Below are 20,015 nucleotides of genomic sequence, written 5' to 3' on the forward strand. Positions count from 1 at the left end.
CCCGCCGTCGCGCGCTTGACTTCGCCGGCCAAGTGTCCAGATTGGGTCCCGTCCAAGGGGGGCCCCGACGAGGGGGCTGAGAGGCCGCACCGTTCCCGTTCCGGAACTCCGCAGCGACCCTTGAACCTGATCCGGGTCATGCCGGCGGAGGGATGGGACGCACATGCTGACTTCGATCTATTTGGCGCGCCTGATCGGGCCGGTCATGCTGGCCGTCGGGCTGGGACTCGCCCTGAATCCGACCACCTTCCGCATCATCGCCGATGAATTCGCCAAGAGCTCGGCCCTGATCCTTCTTTCCGGCCTCCTGATGATGCCGGCCGGCCTCGCCATCCTCCTGTCGCACCGGGTGATCGGCGCCGACTGGCGCATGCTCATCACCCTGATCGGCCTCGCCCTCCTCGTCCTCGGCGCCTGGCGCATCGTCGCGCCCGACTGGGCGGCCGGCGTCGCCCGACACCTCATGCCGCGCGAAGGCACCATGAAGGTCGCCGCGGCCGTCTGGCTGATCCTCGGCGCCATCCTCACCATTGCCGGCTACTGGCCGCAGACATCCACGCCATAACAAGCCCTCGGGAGACCCCGCATGAACGCCCCCGTCAAGGACATCAAGGCCGCCGTCACCACCGGTCCGCTGCCCGCCTCCACCAAGATCTTCGCCGTGCCGGAGGCGGCCCCGGACCTGCGCGTGCCGCTGCGCGAGATCCAGCTGCAGGCCGGCGCCGGCGAGCCCAACGTCGTCGTCTACGACACGTCCGGCCCCTACACCGACCCCACCGTCGTCATCGACGTGGAGAAGGGCCTCTCCCGTATCCGTGCCGCCTGGGTCGCCGAGCGCGGTGGCGTCGAGGCCTATGACGGCCGCGAAGTGAAACCCGAGGACAACGGCAACGCCGGCAAGCATCTCGCCCGCGCCTTCCCCCTCGCCAATCCGCCGATGCGCGGCGTCGGCGATGCGCCGATCACCCAGTACGAGTTCGCGAGGCGCGGCATCATCACCAAGGAGATGATCTACGTCGCGGAGCGCGAGAACCTCGGCCGCAAGGCCATGCTGGAGGGGGCGCAGGCTGCGATCGCCGATGGCGAGAGCTTCGGCGCCGAGATTCCCGCCTTCATCACCCCCGAGTTCGTCCGCTCCGAGATCGCCCGCGGCCGCGCCATCATCCCGGCGAACATCAACCACCCCGAGCTCGAGCCGATGATCATCGGCCGCAACTTCCTGGTGAAGATCAACGCCAATATCGGCAATTCCGCCGTCTCATCCTCCATCGAGGAGGAGGTGGACAAGCTGGTCTGGTCGATCCGCTGGGGCGCCGACACGGTCATGGACCTGTCGACGGGGCGCAACATCCACAACACCCGCGAATGGATCATCCGCAACTCGCCGGTGCCGATCGGGACGGTGCCGATCTACCAGGCGCTGGAGAAGTGCGGCGGCGACCCCGTGAAGCTCACCTGGGAGCTGTTCCGCGACACGCTGATCGAGCAGGCCGAGCAGGGCGTCGACTATTTCACCATCCATGCCGGCGTGCGCCTCGCCTACGTGCCGCTCACCGCCAAGCGCGTCACCGGCATCGTGTCGCGCGGCGGCTCGATCATGGCCAAGTGGTGCCTCGCCCATCACCGCGAGAGCTTCCTCTACGAGCATTTCGACGAGATCTGCGACATCATGCGGCGCTACGACGTCTCGTTCTCGCTGGGTGACGGCCTGCGCCCCGGCTCCATCGCCGACGCCAACGACGCCGCCCAGTTCGCCGAGCTGGAGACCCTGGGCGAACTCACCCAGATCGCCTGGAAGAAGGGCTGCCAGGTGATGATCGAGGGGCCCGGCCACGTGCCGATCCACAAGATCAAGATCAACATGGACAAGCAGCTGAAGGAGTGCGGCGAAGCCCCCTTCTACACCCTCGGACCGCTGACGACCGACATCGCGCCGGGCTACGACCACATCACCTCCGGCATCGGCGCGGCGATGATCGGCTGGTTCGGCTGCGCCATGCTCTGCTACGTCACGCCGAAGGAGCACCTGGGGCTCCCCAACCGCGACGACGTGAAGGTCGGCGTCATCACCTACAAGATCGCGGCCCATGCCGCCGATCTCGGCAAGGGCCATCCGGCGGCACAGCTGCGCGACGACGCGCTCTCCCGCGCCCGCTTCGACTTCCGCTGGGAAGACCAGTTCAACCTCGGTCTCGACCCCGAGACCGCCCGCGCCTATCACGACGAGACCCTGCCGAAGGAGGCCCACAAGGTCGCCCACTTCTGCTCCATGTGCGGCCCGAAGTTCTGCTCGATGAAGATCACCCAGGACGTGCGCGACTATGCGGCGACCCTCAACGATCCCGAGCGGCGCGCGGTGGCCGGCGCCGACGCCGTCACGGCCGAGGAGGGCATGGCGCAGATGTCGGAGAAGTTCCGCGCCATGGGCGGCAAGGTCTATGTCGAGACGGCGGAAGCGGTGAAGGCCAGCAACCAGGTGCTGTGAGGCCCGCGTCGGCCGCAGTCTGCGGCCGGCCGCTCAGGCGGACGCGCCGATTTCGGACGATCCCCTCCCCCGCAACGGGGGAGGGGAGGGTCGGGAGCTTGGCTCCCGATCCGACGCGCAGCGCGCGCCGCTGCCGGTATCTCCGTAACATCACTTACGTTCCGGAAGCCTCTGCGATCTTTCGCGGCAGTGGGTAACGCGCTACGGTTCCGACAACCGGAGGATGGTGGGCACCCTTCCGGGATACCCCGACGTCCCCTATTGCGGATCACCACCGTGTTCATTTCCCATCGTGCCCCCCGCGCGCGGACTTTCGCCGTGCCCGCCGCCCTTGTCTTGCTCGCGGCTCTCGTCTCCCTTGCCCCGACCCCGGCCGCCGCCCAGCGCGACGCCTGCAACGACTATGCGAACCAGCAGATGTCCTTCGACCAGCGCGCCAGGCAGCAGCGCTGCACCGGCTGGACCGGCCATTCCAACTACCAGGCCCATTACGACTGGTGCCTGCGGCAGACGCCGCAGCGCGTCCAGCAGGCGGTGGCGGACTGGGGCTCGGCCTTCCAGCGCTGCCAGTTCCAGGCGAGCGGCAGCCCCGCCGCGGGCGCCGGCCGTCCGGCCTGGAACATCCAGTGGGTGCAGGTGGGCGGCGCCTGGCGCTCCGGGGTCTACCGGGTCGCGACCGACCGCTGCACCCATGGCGCCGCCGGCTCCTACTGCGGACCGAACGAGGACTGGCGCGGCGAATACGGCAACGGCGCCGTGACGCAGTGGCGCCGCGGCGGCTGTCAGAATCCCGTCATTTCCATCCGCTGCACGGTCACCCGCGCGCCCTGAAGGCGTCGGCGCCGGAGGCCACGCCTCCGGCAGGCCCACCACATCATCCTCTCATCGGAAGACGATTATGCTCACCCCGTCCCGTGCCGCTATCAAGCGGGCTTTCGTCGTGGCCGCCGCCCTCGGGCTCGCGGCCCTCTGTGCCCTCGCTCCCACCCCGGCTGAGGCGCAGCGCGACCGCTGCGCCGACTACGCCAACAGCATGGTCGCGCAGGACCAGCGCGCCCGGCAGATGCGCTGCCCCGGCTGGACCAGCCATTCCAACTATGGCGGCCACTACAACTGGTGCCAGGCGCAGACGCCGCAGCGGGTGCAGCAGGCCATCTCCAACTGGCAGACGCGGTTCCAGGCCTGCCAGTTCGCCGCCGGCGGCAGCCCGGCCGCCCGCGCCGACGCCTCCCGCTGCGTCGCCTATGGCGACGAAATGGTCCGTATCGACCGGATGGCCCGGCAGCAGGCCTGCCGGGGCTGGAACAGCCACGGCAACCGCAACCACCACATCCAGTGGTGCCAGGTGCAGTCGCCGGAGCGGGTCAACGGCGCGCTGAGCGCCTGGCGCCAGCGCCTGCGGGCCTGCTGAGACCACAGCCACCGCGCAACGTGCAGCGCTCCCGCCGGACGGCCGCACCGCCCGGCGGGTCTTGTTGCCACCAACCCCACCCGACGCCGAAACCTCTCGACCGGGAGCCCGTCCCATGAAAGCCATCACGACCGCCGCCGCGCTCGCCCTCGCTCTGCTGATGCCCTCCGCCGCCGGCGCCCAGATCTTCAGCAACGAGGAAATGTCCTGCGTCCAGTACGGCAACTGGGCCGTGCAGGAGATCCGGCGCGCCCAGGGCCTCGGCTGCGACGTGCAGCGCGCGCGGGAAATTCTCGAACCCCGTCCCCACATGACCTGGTGCATGCGCCAGACCGACCAGATGATGCGCAGGGCGGCGCTGATCCACACCACCGGCGTCGCCCATCGCTGCGCCCAGCAGGGCATCGACGTTCGCCGACGGTGAGGCGATGATGGCGCGGCCCGACACGAGGACCGCCGCCATGACCAGACCACCCGGCTTCGACCACTGGGAAGAACGCTTCGCCGGCGCGGAGTTCCGCTTCGGCCGCGAGCCGAACCCCTTCCTCGTCCGTTGCAAGCCGCTGCTGCCGGCGTCCGGCAAGGCGCTGGCGGTGGCGGATGGCGAGGGCCGCAACGGCGTCTGGCTCGCCCGTCAGGGGCTCGACGTCGTCTCCACCGACTTCTCGCCGACGGCCCAGGCGAAGGCGCGGGCGCTGGCCGCCGGGCACGGCGTCGCCATCACTCTCGTCGAGGCGGACGCCCATGCCTGGGCGTATCCGGAAGCGGCATTCGACGTGGTGGCGGAGATCTTCACCCAGTTCTCGCCGCCCGAGGGCCGGGCGCTGAAATGGGCGGGCATGCGCCGCGCGCTCAAACCCGGCGGCCTCCTCATCGTCGTCGGCTACACGCCGAAGCAGCTAGATTACGGCACCGGCGGGCCGAAGGACCTCGCGCATCTCTACACCCGCGCCATGCTGGAAGAGGCCTTCGGCGACTTTGCGGATCTCTCCATCACCGAGGAGGAGATGGAGCTGCAGGAAGGCGCCGGCCATTCCGGCATGTCCGCGGTGATCGGACTGACGGGGAGGAGGAAGTAGAGGGGGCAGGAAATCCGCTCAAAGCGGACGCCGACTGCCCGGACGATCCATTACCTCCTCCGAACGCCACCATTCACGCGACGCCGACGACCTACCGGACCGGAATCTCGTCCTGGCGCTGAGGCCTGAGGCCCGCGCAGGAAAAGCTGCGGTAGGAGTCGGGAAGAAATTCGCGTCTCAGGCCATCGAGAACCTCATCACGGCGGATACGGACACCCATCCGCGGCCAGGTCTTTTCCGTTCCGGGCTCCCAGAGGGCAAAAACGATCTCCCACCCCGGTCGGCTGGCTAGCAGCAAACGCAGGCCCCCTATCACGTCGTCGCGAAGCATCTTCAGATTGGCGTTGACGAGCACCTGGGGATGCCCCCAGTAATCACCAAGGACATAGTAGTCTCCCGGCGTCCGTCCGTCATGGCGGCCGAAGGAGGACAGCACTTGGAGCACTTCACGGTAGAGACTCTCGAACGCACTGGCCTCCACATCTCGTTCTGCGTCAGATTTCATCATGTCACTCCCGCAGCCGAAGCCGACGAATCCAGTACCAGGCCTCACGCCTGTAAAGGAATAGATTGAAGTCACGGATACGAGGATCGGTCGAATTTCGGATAGAGTCCGCGAACTGGCGGGCATGGGCTGGCGTCAGGTCCTCGGAGCGTAACCCTCTCTCCCTCAAAAATTCGGAATACCGTTCAGTCACAGCAGCATTGTAGATCCGATGGGGGCCATCGAAATAGTGAGTGCCGCCGCGAAGGCGGCCTGTCTTGGCATCTTCGAAGACCCGTCGTGTCTCGGGTGAGAGATTTTCCTTTTCGAAGAGCGCGCGCGGCACAAAATGATGACCATCGGCTGCAACGTCGATTGATTCTTGGCCCGCCTCATCTGAATCGACGTCCGAGCTCGGCCCCAGAGCGCCGCCAACCACGCTCGTCCACTGCCCGCCGTCCGGGTTGCCTGCGGGAACCCTTGGTTGATCGGGATTGAACGCCCGTTCGCTGGCGGCCCGACCAAACGCCTCCATCGCCCGGGCAAGGCGCAAGCCCTGAACCTGCGCCTTGAACTGCAGGATGTCCCGGCGGGCCGATGCCAGCAACAGTGCGAAACGCTTCCAGGCTGCGAGCTCTTCGGCCTCGGCCCGGACACTCCTCCAATCGACGTTCGTTTGTCCCATCGACCAACTCCGGTGATGGAACTGTTCCTACTATGTTCCTTGTCCTATGTAAAGCATATTTTCCTATTTGACCGCGGGTTGTCTCCTCCGCAAGCGGGGCGAGGGGAAGCGCTCGCGTCTGATGGCGCCGCGAGACTTCCGGACGCCCTCCGGCGACGTCTGCCAATCGATTGAAGCGGCGCGCCGACGGGCATCGATGCCCTCCCCCCGCCCAGCGGAGGTTGGCCCGAGTGCAGGGGAGGGCTGGGTGGGGGGCTCATCCGCAGTCCGGTCAAGCCGTCGCACCCCCCACCCCTGACCCCTCCCCTCCGCAAGCGGGGGAGGGGAAGCGCCAGTCCGTTTGATGCTCGGCAGCGTCGAAAGACACGCGCAGCGTCGCCGACGTCCCAAATCACGTCGTGACGTTGTAGGCGTGCACCGTCCCGGTCTTAACGTCGCAGTCGAAGACGATGGTGACGCCCTCGGGGTCACCTTGCCCCCACAGCGACAGGCCGATGGTCGCCGGTGGTGGCACGCAGACGATCAACTGCCCCTCCGGGCGGTCCGGCATGTTGGGGAAGCGCTTGGCGAAATCGGCATAGCTGCGCGGCGTGGCGGCCGCGCGCTCCAGCGGGACGTAGGGCAGGAGATCGGGAAAGCCGGCATAGGGCCAGTCCTCCAGCGACCGTCTCTCCGACATCCCGAGCACCTCGATCTTGCGGAAGCCGGCGAGCCGGTAGGTGATGTCCCCGCCGTTGAAACACATGCCGTAGACCAGCGGAAGCTCGAAGATGGTGGTGCTTCCCAGGCTCGGAATTGCCCGGCGGCCGAGCTGCCCGATGAAGTGGAGCTTGCGCGGGCCATGCTCGAGACCGGTCACCTCATGGTCGAGCGGCCCACCAAACCAGGCATATGAGATCCGATTGGCTTTCACGAAGGTGTAGTCCACACCGTCGCAATGGGCATGGATGAGGCTTTCCTTGCGGGCCGTCATGGCAAAAGCCCTCCCCTCGTTCGCGAACCGTGGTTCGCGAGCGGACAAGAGATCTGGGACGTGCATGCAACCTGAGATTGATTATGTTCCGCATATGTTCTGTTTGAAGTCAAGCGAGCGTCTCATCCGTGACATGCCTGACCTGGGGCCACCCCTGACGGCGTCGTCAGGGGCCACCCGCCATATATCGCCGCCGGCCTGTCCATGCTTCTCTTCTCCTCCCCGTCAGCCGCGAGCACCCCCATGCCCACCTCCCGCCGCGTCGTCCTCGCCGCCCGCCCGGACGGCATTCCGCAGGCTGAGCACTTCCGCATCGAGGCCTATGAGCCGGCGGCGCTGAAGCCCGGCGAGATCCTGGTGCGCAACCAGTTCCTCTCGGTCGAGCCGGCCATGCGGGGCTGGGTCTCGGCGGTGGCGAACTATGCCCAGCCTGTCGGCATCGGCGAGGTCATGCGCTCCTTCGCCTCCGGCGAGGTCGTCGCCTCGGAGCATCCGGGCTATGCCCCCGGGACCAAGGTCACAGGCATGTTCGGCTGGCAGGAGCTGGCCGTGGTCCCCGCCTCCGCCGTCACCCGCAAGGTGACCGAGAGCGACCTGCCGCTCTCCACCTCCCTCGGCGTCCTCGGCCTCAACGGCATCACCGCCTACTTCGGCCTCCTCGACGTCGGCGCCCCGAAGCCCGGCGACACGGTGGTGGTGTCCACCGCGAGCGGCTCGGTCGGCTCGGCGGTCGGGCAGATCGCCAAGCTCATGGGCTGCCGCACGGTCGGCATCGCCGGCGGGCCCGAGAAGGTCGCCCAGTGCGTCGACGAGTTCGGCTATGACGCGGCCATCGACTACAAGGCGGTGAACGACATCGCCGGCGCGGTGGCGAAGGCCTGCCCCGGCGGCGTCGACGTCTATTTCGACAACACCTCGGGGCCGATCTCCGACGCGGTGCTGCCAAACCTCGCCATGGGCGCCCGCGTCGTCATCTGCGGCACGGCCTCGGTCTCGTCCTGGGACCCCTGGCCGACGGGCCCGCGCCCCGAGCGGCATCTTCTCGTCAAGCGCGCCCGCATGCAGGGCGTCCTCGCCTTCGACTACGCGCACCGCTACGGCGAGGCGCTGGCGCGGCTGGCGGGCTGGATCCGCTCCGGGCAGCTCCGCTACGCCGAGGACATCCTCGAGGGGATCGAGGCCGCCCCCGACGCCATCGCCTCGCTCTATCGCGGCGACAACCGCGGCAAGCGGCTCATTCGCCTGCACGGCTGAGCGCTCAGCCCTTCGCCGGCGCCTCGGCCAGCAGCGCGTTGAGGTCGAGCCGCTTGGTCACCATGGCGAGCGTGCCGTCCGGATTGCGCGGCCATTCGGCTTGCGGACGGTCGCGGTAGAGCTCGACGCCGTTGCCGTCGGGGTCGGAGAGGTAGAGGGCCTCGGAAACACCGTGGTCGCTGGCGCCGTCGAGGCGGATGCCGGCCTCGACGAGCCGGCGCAGCGCATCGGCGAGCGCCGCGCGGTCGGGATAGAGGATGGCGGTGTGGAAGAGGCCGGTCGTGCCGGGGGCGGGCGGACGTCCGCCCTTGCTCTCCCAGGTGTTGAGGCCGAGATGGTGGTGATAGCCGCCGGCCGAGAGGAACACCGCCTGGTCGCCGTAGCGCTGCATCACCTCGAAGCCGAGCACGTCGCGGTAGAACGCCAGCGCCCGGTCGAGATCGGCGACCTTGAGGTGGACGTGGCCGATGCGGGTGCCGGCGGCCACCGGATCGGGATGGCGTTCGGCGGGCGTGAGGGTTGCGGCGGTCGCGGTGGTCATGGGGGGCCCTCCGGGCTGGGGTGGAGCGGCCGGCGGCCGCTGTCCCTCTCCACATGCGACGTGGCGGGCCGCGCCGCGAGGGGGGCAAGCCCATTCGTGCATCGCTGCAAACCGGCCTTGCCGGTCAGGCGAGCCGCGTCGCCAGGATCTTGTCGATCCGCCGCCCGTCGAGGTCGACCACCTCGAAGCGCCAGCCCGCCTTGTCGAAGCCTTCGCCGACGGCCGGAAGCCGCTGCATCTCGTGCAGCACGAAACCCGCCACCGTGTGGAAGTCCCCGTCGCGGTCCACCGGCACGCCGAGTTGCATGGCGAACTCGTCCGCCGCCAGCCAGCCGGCGATCAGGAGCGACCCGTCGGCGCGCGTCACGATGGCCGGCTCCTCGTCATCCTCGTCGGGCAGGGCGCCGACGATGGCTTCCAGCACGTCGGTGGCGGTGATGATCCCCTCGAAATGTCCGTATTCGTCGAAGACCAGCGTCATGTGGGCGCTGGCCGCCCTCAGCGTCCGGAGCACGTCGAGGGCGGGCGTGCGGTCAAGCACGACGGGGGCCTCCTGCACCAGGGCGGCGACGTCGGGCCGCTGGCGCCCCGCGAAGGCCTCGATCAGATCCTTCACCAGCACCACACCGATGATGGAATCGGCGTCGCCGTCCTGCACCGGCAGGCGCGAGCGGCGGGTGATGCGCAGCCTTTCGCGCAGGGTCTCGGGCGCTTCGGCGAGATTGATCATCTCCACCTCCCGGCGCGGCGTCATCAGGGCGCTGGCGTTGCGGTCGGCGAGGCGCATGACGCCCGCAATCATCTCGCCCTCGGCGGGGGCGATCACGCCGGCGGTCTCGGCTTCGGCGATGATGGTCTTCACCTCTTCCTCGGTGACCTTCTCGCCGCCTTCCGCCTTCTGACCGAGCACCGCCAGGACGAGCTTGCCGGACCGGTCGAGCAGCCAGACGAGGGGGGCCGCGACCCGCGACAGCAGCGCCATGGCCGGTGCGACCACGGCGGCGACGCGCTCGGGATTGCGCAGGGCGATCTGCTTCGGGACAAGTTCGCCGATGATCAGCGACAGATAGGTGATGAGGACGACGACGGCGACGACGCCGAGCCATTCCGCCGCCACCGTGGGCACGCCGAGGCTCTGGAGGCCGGCCGCCGCGCGCACGCCGAGGGTCGCACCGGAAAAGGCGCCGGAGAGGACACCCACCAGGGTGATGCCGATCTGAACGGTGGAGAGAAAGCGGCCGGGATGCTCGGCGAGTTGAAGCGCCGTCGCGGCGCCCTTGCTGCCCTGCTCGCTGTAGACCCTGAGACGCGCGGGACGGGATGAAACCACCGCCAGTTCGGACATGGCCAGGACGCCGTTCACCAGCGTCAGGACCAGGATGATCGCAATCTCGAGGAACAAGGATCTCTCACATGCTGCGGCAGCCGCACTCCCTATCGGCCCGCTTCTGACCCCTTCATACAGGAGAGGGGGGTCCGCGCACCATGCCCCGGCACAGGCCGCATCGCCGCTGCGGCGGGAGGCTCGCTTGACAGGACCTGACGGCACGGGGACAAGGCGCGACCCACCCTGACGCCACGCGGAACCCGCCATGTCCCACGCCCAGCTCCAGTCCGTCATCGAGACCGCCTTCGACAACCGCGCCGACGTCAATGCGGGCACGAAGGGCGAGGTGCGCGAGGCCGTCGAGACCGCCCTGAACCTCCTCGACACCGGCACGCTGCGGGTCGCCTCGAAGGAGACCGGCGAGTGGGTGGTGCACCAGTGGCTGAAGAAGGCGGTGCTGCTCTCCTTCCGCCTCAACGACATGACGACCATCGCCGGCGGCCCAGGCGGCTCGTCCTGGTGGGACAAGGTGCCCTCGAAGTTCGACGGCTGGGGCGCCGCCGAATTCGGCAAGGCCGGCTTCCGCGCCGTGCCGAACTGCGTCGTGCGCCGCTCGGCCTTCATCGCCAGGAACGTCGTGCTGATGCCCTCCTTCGTCAATCTGGGCGCCTATGTCGACGAGGGCACCATGGTCGACACCTGGGCCACCGTCGGCTCCTGCGCCCAGATCGGCAAGAACGTCCACCTCTCCGGCGGCGTCGGCATCGGCGGCGTACTGGAGCCGCTGCAGGCCAACCCCACCATCATCGAGGACAACTGCTTCATCGGCGCCCGCTCCGAGGTGGTCGAGGGCGTCGTGGTCGGCGAGGGCTCGGTCATCTCGATGGGCGTGTTCCTGTCCTCCTCCACCAAGATCGTCGACCGCCAGACCGGCGAGATCCATGTTGGCCGCGTGCCGCCCTATTCGGTGGTGGTCTCCGGCTCCCTGCCCGGCAAGGCCCTGCCGGGCGAGAACTGGGGCCCCTCCACCTACTGCGCCGTCATCATGAAGACCGTCGACGAGAAGACCCGCTCCAAGACCGGCATCAACGAACTGCTGCGCGACTGACCGCCGAGAGAAGGCTCCCGCCATGGCCAGGATCGACTGGACCGACCGGCAGGTCTGGCTGGAGCCCGCCGTCTGGGCCCATCTGTTCCTGAGCTTCGAGGGCCGCATCCCCCGCCTGCCCTTCTGGGTGGCGGCGGTGGTGCTCAACGTCTTCGCCTTCATCGGCGATCGCCTCGCCATGGATGCGGGCGGCCACCCGGCCGCCGCCGTCGTCGGCCTCGCCTTCCTCTATCCATCGCTGGCGCTCGCCATCAAGCGCGCCCATGACCGCGGCCATTCCGACCTCTACCTGCTCTTCCTGTTCCTGCCGGCCTTCCTCGTCAGCCTCCTTCAGGTGCTCGGCTATTTCGATTCCGTCGGCCCCATGGGCCCGGTCCTCTCCGTCCTCGGCCTCTGGGTCCTGGTGGCGCTGATCGCCCTCGTCATCGATCTCGGCCTCCTGCGCGGCGAGACGGGGGACAATCGTTACGGGCCGGACCCCCTCGCATGACATGCCCTTGAAACCTTGGGCGTTGACCTTGGCCCCACCGCCCGCCAGTCTCGGCGGCGGGGGAGCGCAGAGACCTGACATGAACTTGCAACACCTCTTCCTGAACGGCGATGGCCGGATCGGCCGCCAGGACTTCTGGATCGGCATGGTCATCCTCATCGTCGCCAACATCGTGCTCGGCTTCGTCGCCGGCCTGGTCGGCTGGGCCGCCGCCGGCATCTGGGGCGCCGCCATCCTCGCCGGCCTCGTCGGCCTCGCCATGACGCTGCCGGCCTATTTCCTGCTGGTGAAGCGGTCCAACGACCGCGACTATCCCCAGACCTACGTCCAGGCGCTGATGGCGCTCAACATCGCCTTCCAGATCAAGAACATGGTCATCCCGATCGAGGTCGGCGGCCCGAGCCTCCTGTCCATGCTCTTCTCCCTCGCCATCGCCGTTGCGGGTCTCTGGGCGCTGGTCGATCTCGGCTTCTTCCAGGGCACGCGTGGCCCCAACCGCTACGGACCGGACCCGCTGTCGGTGCCGGCTGCCTGAGGACGTCTCCCGCATGCGTGCTGATCCGGTCGCGCTGACGCGCGCCCTCCTTCGCTGCCCCTCCGTCACCCCCGCGGAGGGCGGCGCCCTCTCGGCACTGGAGGCGGTGCTCGGGCCCGCCGGGTTCACGGTCGAGCGCATCACCTTCTCCGAGCCCGGCACGCCGGACGTGGAGAACCTCTACGCCCGCATCGGCTCGGAGGCGCCCTATCTCCTCTTCGCCGGCCATACCGACGTGGTGCCGCCCGGCGACGCCGCGGCGTGGCGCTACGGCCCCTTCGAAGGCGAGATCGCCGACGGCGAGCTCTTTGGCCGCGGCGCCGTGGACATGAAGGGCGGCATCGCCTGTTTCCTGGCCGCGACCCTCGACCACCTCTCGGCGAACGGAGGCCGGCCGAAGGGCTCCATCGGCTTCCTCATCACCGGCGACGAGGAGGGCCCCTCCGTCAACGGCACGATGAAGGTGCTGGAATGGGCCCATGCCCGCGGCGAGCGCTTCGACCATTGCATCGTCGGCGAGCCGAGCAATCCGGAAGCCCTCGGCGACATGATCAAGATCGGCCGCCGCGGCTCGCTCTCCGCCATCGTCACCGTCGAGGGCCGGCAGGGCCACGTCGCCTATCCCGACCGCGCAGCCAACCCCATTCCCGTGCTGCTGGACATCCTCGCCCGGCTGACGGAACGGCCGCTCGACGCCGGAAACGCCCATTTTCAGCCGTCGAACCTCGCCATCACCTCGGTGGACGTCGGCAACGCCGCCACCAACGTCATCCCCCAGACCGCCACCGGCCGCTTCAACATCCGCTTCAACGACGAGCACACGCTCGACGGGCTGAAGGCCTGGATCGAGGGGATCGCCGCCGCAGCCGCGAAGCCCGGCATCACCGCGGCGGTGACCTGGGCCCGCGGCAATTCGCAGAGCTTCATCACGAAGCCCGGCCCCTTCGTCGCAATGGTCAGCGAGGCGATCGCCGAGGTCACGGGGCGGCAGCCGGAGCTCTCCACCTCCGGCGGCACCTCGGATGCCCGCTTCATCAAGGACTACTGCCCCGTCATCGAGTTCGGCCTCGTCGGGCAGACGATGCACGCGGTGGACGAGCGCGTGCCGGTCGCCGACCTGACCGCCCTCACCGCCGTCTACCGGCGGATCATCGACCGCTATTTCGCAGCCTGAGCCTCACCCCTCGCCGCCGGCAAGCAGGCTGGCATTGCCACCCGCCGCCGCCGTATTCACCGTCACCACCTGCTCCAGCGCGAAGCGCGGCAGGTAGTGCGGGCCGCCGGCCTTCGGACCCGTCCCCGACAGCGCCGAGCCGCCGAAGGGCTGTGTGCCCACGACGGCGCCGATCATGTTGCGGTTGACGTAGACGTTGCCGTGGGAGAGCCGCGCCACGACCTCCTCCACCACCTGGTCGATGCGCGAATGGATGCCGAGGGTGAGGCCCGTGCCGTTGCCGGCGATGGCCTCCGTGAGCTCGGCGAGCCGGCCCGCCTTCCAGGTGGTGACGTGCAGGACCGGACCGAAGACCTCCTCGGTAAGGTCCTGCGCCTTGGCCACGCGGATGATCGCCGGGGCGACGAAGAGCCCGGCCGGCGCACCCGCGGGAAGGGTCGCCTGCCACACGAGGCGCCCCTCGGCCCGCGCCCTCTCGACCACCGCCTCGAGCCGCGCCTTCGCCTCCTCGTCGATGACCGGGCCGACATGGGTCGCGGGATCGGCGGGATCGCCGATCTTGAGCTCCGCGGCCGCGCCCCGGATCATCTCCAGCATGCGCTCAGCCACGTCTTCCTGCAGGCAGAGGAGCCGCAGCGCCGAGCAGCGCTGGCCGGCCGAGCGGAAGGCCGACATGACCACGTCGTCGCTCACCTGCTCGGGCAGGGCCGTGGCGTCGACGATCATGGCGTTGATGCCGCCGGTCTCGGCGATGAGCGGCACGATGGGCCCGCGCCGCGCCGCCAGCTGCTGGTTGATTTTCCACGCCACCTCGGTCGAACCGGTGAAGGCGACGCCGGCGACCCGCGGCTCGGCCACCAGCATGGCGCCGACGCGTCCATCGCCCGGCACCAGGGCCAGGGCGTCGCCGGGAATGCCGGCCTTGTGGGCGAGGGCCACCGCCGCGGCCGCCACCAGCGGCGTCTGCTCGGCGGGCTTGGCGATGACGGCGTTGCCGGCGGCGAGCGCCGCAGCCACCTGACCGAGGAAGATGGCGAGCGGGAAGTTCCACGGGCTGATGCAGACGATGGTGCCGCGGCCGCGCAGCCTCAGCCGGTTCTCCTCGCCGGTGGGGCCGGGCATGACGAGGCCCTCGCCGAAGTGGCGGCGCGCCTCCTGGGCGTAGTAGCGGCAGAAGTCGATGGCCTCGCGCACTTCGGCGACGCCGTCGTCGAGCGTCTTGCCCGCCTCGCGCGCCAGCAGCGCGCAGAACATGCCGCGCTCCGCCTCCAGCGCATCGGCGAGCCTCTCCAGCGCTTCGGCGCGGGCGCTCACCGGCGTTTGGCTCCAGTCCCTGAAGCCGGCCGCGGCGCGGTCGAAGGCGGCCTTGACCACCGCATCGTCTGCTTCCTCAACCGCCCCCACGACGGTGCCGTCCACCGGGCTCGTCACGGAGCGGATGGCACCGCGCACCGCCTTCGCCCCCACGAGCGGCCGGGCGCTGGCGGGAAAGCCCGCCGGGCCCTTGCCGACCTCGGCGAGAAAGCCGGCGAGCGCCTTGGCGTCGCCGAACTCGACGCCGGCCGAATTGACCCGCCCCGGCGCATAGAGGTCCTTCGGAAGCGGCAGCTTGCGCGGCCGCGCGTCCGTGGCGTTGCCGATCCAGCTCTGCGGCCGCGTCAGCAGGCTCTCGACCGGCACGGCGGGATCGGCCGAGGCCGAGACGAAGGAGGAATTGGCGCCGTTCTCCAGAAGCCGCCGGACCAGATAGGCGAGAAGGTCGCGGTGACCGCCCACCGGCGCATAGGTGCGGCAGGCCGCCTCGGGAAGCTTCGCCAGCAGGGAGTCGTAGAGCGCCTCGCCCATGCCGTGCAGGCGCTGGAACTCATACCCCTCGGCCCCGCCCGCCTCCTCGAGGATGGTCGCGATGGTGAGTGCATTGTGGGTGGCGAACTGCGGATAGATGCGCGGCCGCGCCGCGAGCAGGCGCCGGGCGCAGGCCATGTAGTTGAGGTCGGTCATCGGCTTGCGGGTGAAGACCGGGAAGTCGGGAAGGCCGCGCTCCTGCGCCCGCTTCACCTCCGTGTCCCAGTAGGCGCCCTTGACCAGCCGCACCATCAGCTTGCGGTCGAGCCGCACCGCGAGGGCCTCCAGCCAGTCGATCACGGCGAGCGCCCGCTTCTGGTAGGCCTGCACGGCGAGGCCGAAGCCGTCCCAGCCGGCGAGGGAGGGATCGGCGAGGACGGCGGCTATGACGTCGAGCGACAGTTCCAGCCGGTCCGCCTCCTCCGCGTCCACCGTGAAGTTGAGGTCGTGCGCCTTGGCCGCCTGGGCAAGCGTCAGGAGCTTCGGCACCAGCTCCGCTATGACACGCTGGGCGCTCACCGCCTCGTAGCGCGGATGCAGCGCCGAGAGCTTGACCGAGATGCCCGGCCGGTTCGGCAGCGGCGCGTTGCCGGCCGCCTTGCCGATGGCCGCGATGGCATCGTGATAGGAGGCGAGGTAGCGCTCGGCATCGGCCGCGGTGCGCGCGCCCTCGCCGAGCATGTCGTAGGAATAGCGGAAGCGGCGGGCCGAGCCCGCCCGGCCCAGCGCCTCGCCGATGGTCTGGCCGAGGACGAAGTGCGAGCCGAGCAGGCGCATGGCCTGACGCGTGGCGGCGCGCACCGTCGGCAGCCCCAGCCGCTTGCCGAGCGTCTCCAGGATCCCCTCGGGGCTCTCGCCGGGATGGATGACGCGGGCGGTGACGCCGAGAGCCCAGGCCGAGGCCGAGACGAGCCAGGCTTCCGACTTCGTCGCCCGGTGGGCCCAGTCGGTGCCCGAGAGCTTGTCTTCGATGAGGGCGTCGGCGGTGCGCGAATCCGGCACGCGCAGCAGCGCCTCGGCCAGCACCATCAGGGCGAGGCCCTCCTTGGTGGTCAGCGAATATTCGCGCAGGAAATCCTCGATGCCGCCGAGCCCGCCGGACTTCGCCCGGATGGCGGCGATCAGCTCGCGGGCGCGCGCGTCGATCCGCGCCTCCGCCTCCGGCGGCAGGCTTGCGGTCGCGAGCAGGCGGCGGGCGACGGCCTCGTCGGCCTCGGCATAGGGAGCGTCGAAACGGGGAAGGGACGACACGGGGGACCTCGATCGGGCGCGATGGCGATATCGACACGCTATCCGCAGATCAACCGTGTTTCGAGACGACGTTTTGCTCCATTGGCAGGGCTATTCCCTGCCAATGACGCCTCTGCTAGTGATTCGTCCGATGACGACGTCCCTCGATGCTCTCGACCGCAAGCTCCTCCGTCTCCTGCAGGAGGACGGACGCATTCCCAATGTGGAACTCGCCGAGCGGGTAGGCCTGTCGCCGACCGCCACGAGCGAGCGGGTGAAGCGCCTGACCCGGGACGGGATCATCGCCGGCTACGGCGCCAGGCTCGACCCGCAGAAGCTCGGCCGCGGTTTCCTCGTCTTCGTCGAGGTGACGCTGGACAAGACGACGCCCGACGTCTTCGACCGTTTTGCCGGTGCCGTGGCGCGCGCGCCCGACGTTCTGGAGTGCCATCTCGTTGCCGGCGGCTTCGACTATCTCGTCAAGACGCGGGTGGCCGACATGGCGGCCTACCGCATCTTCCTCGGCGAGGTGCTTCTGTCCCTGCCCGGCGTGCGCGAGACGCGGACCTATGCGGTGATGGAGGAGGTCAAGGCGACCGCCAGCCTGCCCGTCTGAGCCCTCAGACCTTCTCGGGAATGCCCTCGCCCCGCGGAACGGCCTGCGAGCGCGGACGCGGCGAGCCGCTGATGGCGGACGCTGCCTGCCGCGCCTCACGGGCCATGTCGACGAGACGGCCGCCCTGGCCCTTGCCACTGCGGATCATCACGTCGATCGCGGCCAGGGCCTGGTTGAGGCTGGCGATGGCGTCGCGGTTCGGCATGGGCCAGGTCATCCCCTCGTGTCGAGACGGACGGACGCTAGGCCGGCACGGTTTCAGCCGGGCGACACAGGCGGTGTCGATTGTTACCCGGCCGAAATAGAGCACCTGAATCGGTTCAGCCCGGCTGGCAGACGAGCTTGCTCTCGAGAGCCGCCTCCACCGCCGCCGCCGTATAGGGCAGCGGCACGTAATCGCCGGCGGCCCAGCGGGCGAAGAGATCGCGGTAGTGCGGCGAGGTCGGGTCGCCCGACTGGCCCGGCGTGTTGATCGTCACCGAGCGGTCGAGATCGGCGAGGTCGACGACGAGGCGGAAGGACGACCCCATCATCGTGCGGAAATCCGTGCCGCGATAGCCGGTGTGCATCGGGGTCACCGACGAGCCGGCATGAGGCACCGGCCCGATCGCCCAGGCCCTGGCCTTGTCCTCCGGCAGCATGAACGACAGCGGGTGTTCGAAATAGCCGTGGTGCAGCTTGCCCCAGGCCCAGTTGGCCGGATCCGGACCGAGGAGTTGCCGGACCTCCGCATGCGCGGCCGCGAGCGAGGAGACGAGGAGCGCATCGCGCGCCCGCGCGGGATCGCCGCCGAACCGGTCATCGGGATTTTCGAGCAGGGCGAGCGTGCCGTCCACGTCGCCGGGCACCATCAGCGCATGGAGTTCGGGCGTGACCACGGCATTCCACAGCGCCTTCTTAAGGTGGCGAGACCACCAGACCTCGAACAGCGCGCCGGCCGCAGACGTGCTGGTCAGCGCATGGTCCCAACCGGTCAGCAGGGCGATGGCAGCGGCCGTCTCGGCGTCCGGCGCCGTCAGGCCTGCGAGGAGCTTGCCCAGACGGCGTGCCGGGATGGAGACGACGTCGGTCTGCAGCGCCCTGGAAGTCGAAAGCGTATGCGGCGAGACCGAAGCCAGCACCTCCTCGATGCGGTTGGCACGCGAATAGTCCACCCATTCGAAGCCGAAGGGATAGGCCTTGTGGTCCCAGCCCTCAGGCACGTTCATCTCGTTGGCGGAGAAGACGAAGCCGCGATCGGGGTTGTGCACCAGCGGCGCCTGCGACCGGTCGCGCCAGCCCGCCCATTCGTAGCGGCCGTCGCCCGGCACCGGCAGCAGACCGTCCCAGTTGGGGCGGATCGGATTGATGCCCGCCGGCATCCAGGCGATGTCGCCCGCCTTGTCGGCAAAGACGAGGTTGCAGGAGGGGGTCCCCCAGGTCACCGCCGCCGCGCGGAACTCGGCGAGGCTCTTCGTCCGCATCAGCTTGTGGGCGACGAGATAGGGCGCCGTGCCCGGCTCGAAATAGGCGGCGCGCACCGCATAGAGCCGGCCGGCCGCCGCGTCCTCGTGCACCACCGGCCCATGGCGGGTGAACTTCAGCGTCAGGATCTGGTCGTCGCAGCCCTTGACCTTGATGCGCTCCTCGACCGTGCGCACGCGCTCCCAGGCGTCACCGTAGCGGTAGAGGTCGCGGTCCTCCGGATTGGTCTCGTAGACGTAGAGGTCCTCCTGATCGATGTAGAAGATGGTCAGGCCCCAGGCGATCGTCCCGTTGTGGCCGATCATCACGCCCGGCACCGAGGGCTCGCCGGCCCCCACCACGTCGAGGGTCGGGCAGGTCAGGTGGAAGATCGTCCGCAGCGACGGCATGCCGTGGATGCGGTGCGGATCGGAGGCGAGGATCGGCAGGCCCGTCTCGGTCTTCGAGCCATGCACCGCCCAGTTGTTCGAGCCGGTGTACTGGGCGTCGAGGACCACCTCGAGCAGGTCCGTCGTCGCGCGCCACTTCGGCGCATCCTCGAGGGTCGCGGCGAGGCGCTCCCTGGAGAAGGTCGCGTTGGCGGTGGCGAGCTTCACGACGTCCAGCACCGCCAGCGGCACCGTCGCCGGGTCGAGTCCCTCAGGCACGACCGGGGTCACCTGCGGCTCCAGCCAGCGGCGCAGGAGGTCGGTGCGGTGATCGGCCTTCGCATGGACCTGGCAGCGCAGGATCTCGGACAGCGCGTTGCGCGACAGCGAATGGGTGCGGATGCGCGAGACGTCCTCCGGCGCCCAGCGGGCCGGCTTGGTGCCGAGCAGGCCGAACTCGAAGGGCAGCAGGGACGGGTCGGCCTCCGTCATGGCGATGAAGGCGTTGATGCCCCTGGCGAAGGCGGTGAAGGTCGCCTTGGCCTCCGGCCCGTAGGCGGCGAATTCCGCCTCGCTGTCACCGCGGTAGAGGAACAGCCGGGAGGCGCGGTCCTGCTCGATGTAGCCGGGGCCGAAATCGGCGGAGAGGAGGCCGAGGCCGCGCTTGCGGAACAGGTCGATCTGGAACAGCCGCTCCCGCGCCGCGTAGAACCCCTGCAGGAAGAACAGATCGGCCTCGTTCTCCGCCCGGATGTGGGGGATGCCGCTGGCGTCGATGCCGATGGAACCGGGCGCCGAAAGGCCGGGGATCGTGAGCGTTTCTGTCTGGGTCATGGCCGTTTCAGGTGGCTGCGTGGACCCGGAGTCTGCACACCGGCTGGGCACCTGTCATCCTTTCCCGACGCGAACGAGGCCTGCAACGATGCGGACCTATCGACAGGCGATA

General features: G+C 69.2%; 20 protein-coding genes and 1 riboswitch. Of the genes, 12 read left to right on the forward strand and 8 right to left on the reverse strand.

From position 1 onward, the window contains the following. The first annotated feature begins 45 nt into the window (after positions 1 to 45). Positions 46 to 170, forward strand: a riboswitch (TPP riboswitch). From ACT6XY_RS10355 to ACT6XY_RS10380, 6 genes are all read left to right on the forward strand, one after another. Then, entirely contained in the window at positions 164 to 565 is a 402-nt protein-coding gene (locus tag ACT6XY_RS10355) for a hypothetical protein (protein ID WP_444748257.1), read from the forward strand. It overlaps the preceding riboswitch by 7 nt. Positions 566 to 586: 21 nt before the next feature. Next, on the forward strand, positions 587 to 2,485 hold the full coding sequence (thiC, locus tag ACT6XY_RS10360) for a phosphomethylpyrimidine synthase ThiC (RefSeq protein WP_444748258.1): 1,899 nt from the start codon (positions 587 to 589) through the stop codon (positions 2,483 to 2,485). A 318-nt stretch (positions 2,486 to 2,803) separates the two neighbouring features. Further along, complete coding sequence (locus ACT6XY_RS10365; protein ID WP_444748259.1) at positions 2,804 to 3,316, forward strand: hypothetical protein; 513 nt, start codon at positions 2,804 to 2,806, stop codon at positions 3,314 to 3,316. Positions 3,317 to 3,383: 67 nt separating this feature from the next. Further along, on the forward strand, positions 3,384 to 3,896 hold the full coding sequence (locus tag ACT6XY_RS10370; RefSeq protein ID WP_444748260.1) for a hypothetical protein: 513 nt from the start codon (positions 3,384 to 3,386) through the stop codon (positions 3,894 to 3,896). Positions 3,897 to 4,011: 115 nt separating this feature from the next. Continuing rightward, positions 4,012 to 4,320 (forward strand): hypothetical protein, encoded by a 309-nt coding sequence (locus ACT6XY_RS10375; RefSeq protein ID WP_444748261.1) that lies wholly within the window; start codon positions 4,012 to 4,014, stop codon positions 4,318 to 4,320. Positions 4,321 to 4,357: 37 nt separating this feature from the next. Further along, the gene (locus ACT6XY_RS10380) at positions 4,358 to 4,975 is read left to right on the forward strand and encodes a class I SAM-dependent methyltransferase (RefSeq protein WP_444748262.1); all 618 of its coding nucleotides are present in this window, start codon (positions 4,358 to 4,360) and stop codon (positions 4,973 to 4,975) included. Positions 4,976 to 5,066: 91 nt separating this feature from the next. Here the strand turns inward: ACT6XY_RS10380 and ACT6XY_RS10385 are convergent, their stop codons facing one another. The 3 genes from ACT6XY_RS10385 to ACT6XY_RS10395 all read right to left on the reverse strand — a co-directional run bounded on the left by ACT6XY_RS10385 (position 5,067) and on the right by ACT6XY_RS10395 (position 7,117). Continuing rightward, the gene (locus ACT6XY_RS10385) at positions 5,067 to 5,483 is read right to left on the reverse strand and encodes a hypothetical protein (RefSeq protein ID WP_444748263.1); all 417 of its coding nucleotides are present in this window, start codon (positions 5,481 to 5,483) and stop codon (positions 5,067 to 5,069) included. 1 nt (position 5,484) lies between these two features. Beyond that, a complete protein-coding gene (locus ACT6XY_RS10390) occupies positions 5,485 to 6,144 on the reverse strand; it encodes a hypothetical protein (RefSeq protein ID WP_444748264.1) in 660 nt (219 codons plus the stop codon). A 391-nt stretch (positions 6,145 to 6,535) separates the two neighbouring features. Continuing rightward, entirely contained in the window at positions 6,536 to 7,117 is a 582-nt protein-coding gene (locus tag ACT6XY_RS10395) for a hypothetical protein (protein ID WP_444748265.1), read from the reverse strand. Positions 7,118 to 7,360: 243 nt separating this feature from the next. On the opposite strand from ACT6XY_RS10395, the gene ACT6XY_RS10400 reads away from it, so the two are divergent. Beyond that, positions 7,361 to 8,371 (forward strand): NADP-dependent oxidoreductase, encoded by a 1,011-nt coding sequence (locus tag ACT6XY_RS10400; RefSeq protein ID WP_444748266.1) that lies wholly within the window; start codon positions 7,361 to 7,363, stop codon positions 8,369 to 8,371. A 4-nt stretch (positions 8,372 to 8,375) separates the two neighbouring features. On the opposite strand, the gene ACT6XY_RS10405 is transcribed toward ACT6XY_RS10400, so the two are convergent. Beyond that, positions 8,376 to 8,912: a VOC family protein gene (locus ACT6XY_RS10405; RefSeq protein ID WP_444748267.1), complete on the reverse strand. Its 537-nt coding sequence runs from the start codon at positions 8,910 to 8,912 to the stop codon at positions 8,376 to 8,378. A 124-nt stretch (positions 8,913 to 9,036) separates the two neighbouring features. Further along, positions 9,037 to 10,314, reverse strand: coding sequence for a hemolysin family protein (locus ACT6XY_RS10410; protein ID WP_444748268.1), 1,278 nt, complete (start codon positions 10,312 to 10,314; stop codon positions 9,037 to 9,039). A 190-nt stretch (positions 10,315 to 10,504) separates the two neighbouring features. Here ACT6XY_RS10410 and dapD point away from each other — a divergent pair, with 190 nt between their 5' ends. The 4 genes from dapD (at position 10,505) to dapE (ending at position 13,546) form a co-directional block, all read left to right on the forward strand. Then, positions 10,505 to 11,347, forward strand: coding sequence for a 2,3,4,5-tetrahydropyridine-2,6-dicarboxylate N-succinyltransferase (gene dapD, locus ACT6XY_RS10415; RefSeq protein ID WP_444748269.1), 843 nt, complete (start codon positions 10,505 to 10,507; stop codon positions 11,345 to 11,347). Between the two features lie 22 nt (positions 11,348 to 11,369). After that, positions 11,370 to 11,837 (forward strand): DUF805 domain-containing protein, encoded by a 468-nt coding sequence (locus tag ACT6XY_RS10420; protein WP_444748270.1) that lies wholly within the window; start codon positions 11,370 to 11,372, stop codon positions 11,835 to 11,837. 79 nt (positions 11,838 to 11,916) lie between these two features. Continuing rightward, entirely contained in the window at positions 11,917 to 12,372 is a 456-nt protein-coding gene (locus ACT6XY_RS10425; RefSeq protein ID WP_444748271.1) for a DUF805 domain-containing protein, read from the forward strand. Positions 12,373 to 12,385: 13 nt separating this feature from the next. Beyond that, positions 12,386 to 13,546, forward strand: coding sequence for a succinyl-diaminopimelate desuccinylase (dapE, locus tag ACT6XY_RS10430; protein WP_444748272.1), 1,161 nt, complete (start codon positions 12,386 to 12,388; stop codon positions 13,544 to 13,546). Between the two features lie 3 nt (positions 13,547 to 13,549). On the opposite strand, the gene putA is transcribed toward dapE, so the two are convergent. Continuing rightward, a complete protein-coding gene (gene putA / locus ACT6XY_RS10435) occupies positions 13,550 to 16,642 on the reverse strand; it encodes a bifunctional proline dehydrogenase/L-glutamate gamma-semialdehyde dehydrogenase PutA (RefSeq protein ID WP_444748273.1) in 3,093 nt (1,030 codons plus the stop codon). 130 nt (positions 16,643 to 16,772) lie between these two features. Between putA and ACT6XY_RS10440 the strand changes: the two genes are divergently transcribed. Continuing rightward, positions 16,773 to 17,237 carry an Lrp/AsnC ligand binding domain-containing protein gene (locus tag ACT6XY_RS10440; RefSeq protein WP_444748274.1) on the forward strand — a complete coding sequence of 155 codons (465 nt, stop codon included), beginning with the start codon at positions 16,773 to 16,775 and terminating at the stop codon, positions 17,235 to 17,237. 4 nt (positions 17,238 to 17,241) lie between these two features. Here the strand turns inward: ACT6XY_RS10440 and ACT6XY_RS10445 are convergent, their stop codons facing one another. Further along, positions 17,242 to 17,442: a hypothetical protein gene (locus ACT6XY_RS10445; protein ID WP_444748275.1), complete on the reverse strand. Its 201-nt coding sequence runs from the start codon at positions 17,440 to 17,442 to the stop codon at positions 17,242 to 17,244. Between the two features lie 115 nt (positions 17,443 to 17,557). Then, complete coding sequence (locus tag ACT6XY_RS10450) at positions 17,558 to 19,903, reverse strand: penicillin acylase family protein (protein WP_444748276.1); 2,346 nt, start codon at positions 19,901 to 19,903, stop codon at positions 17,558 to 17,560. Between the last annotated feature and the right edge of the window lie 112 nt (positions 19,904 to 20,015).

Origin of the sequence: Phreatobacter sp. (assembly GCF_052440005.1) — a bacterium.
GTDB lineage: Bacteria > Pseudomonadota > Alphaproteobacteria > Rhizobiales > Phreatobacteraceae > Phreatobacter.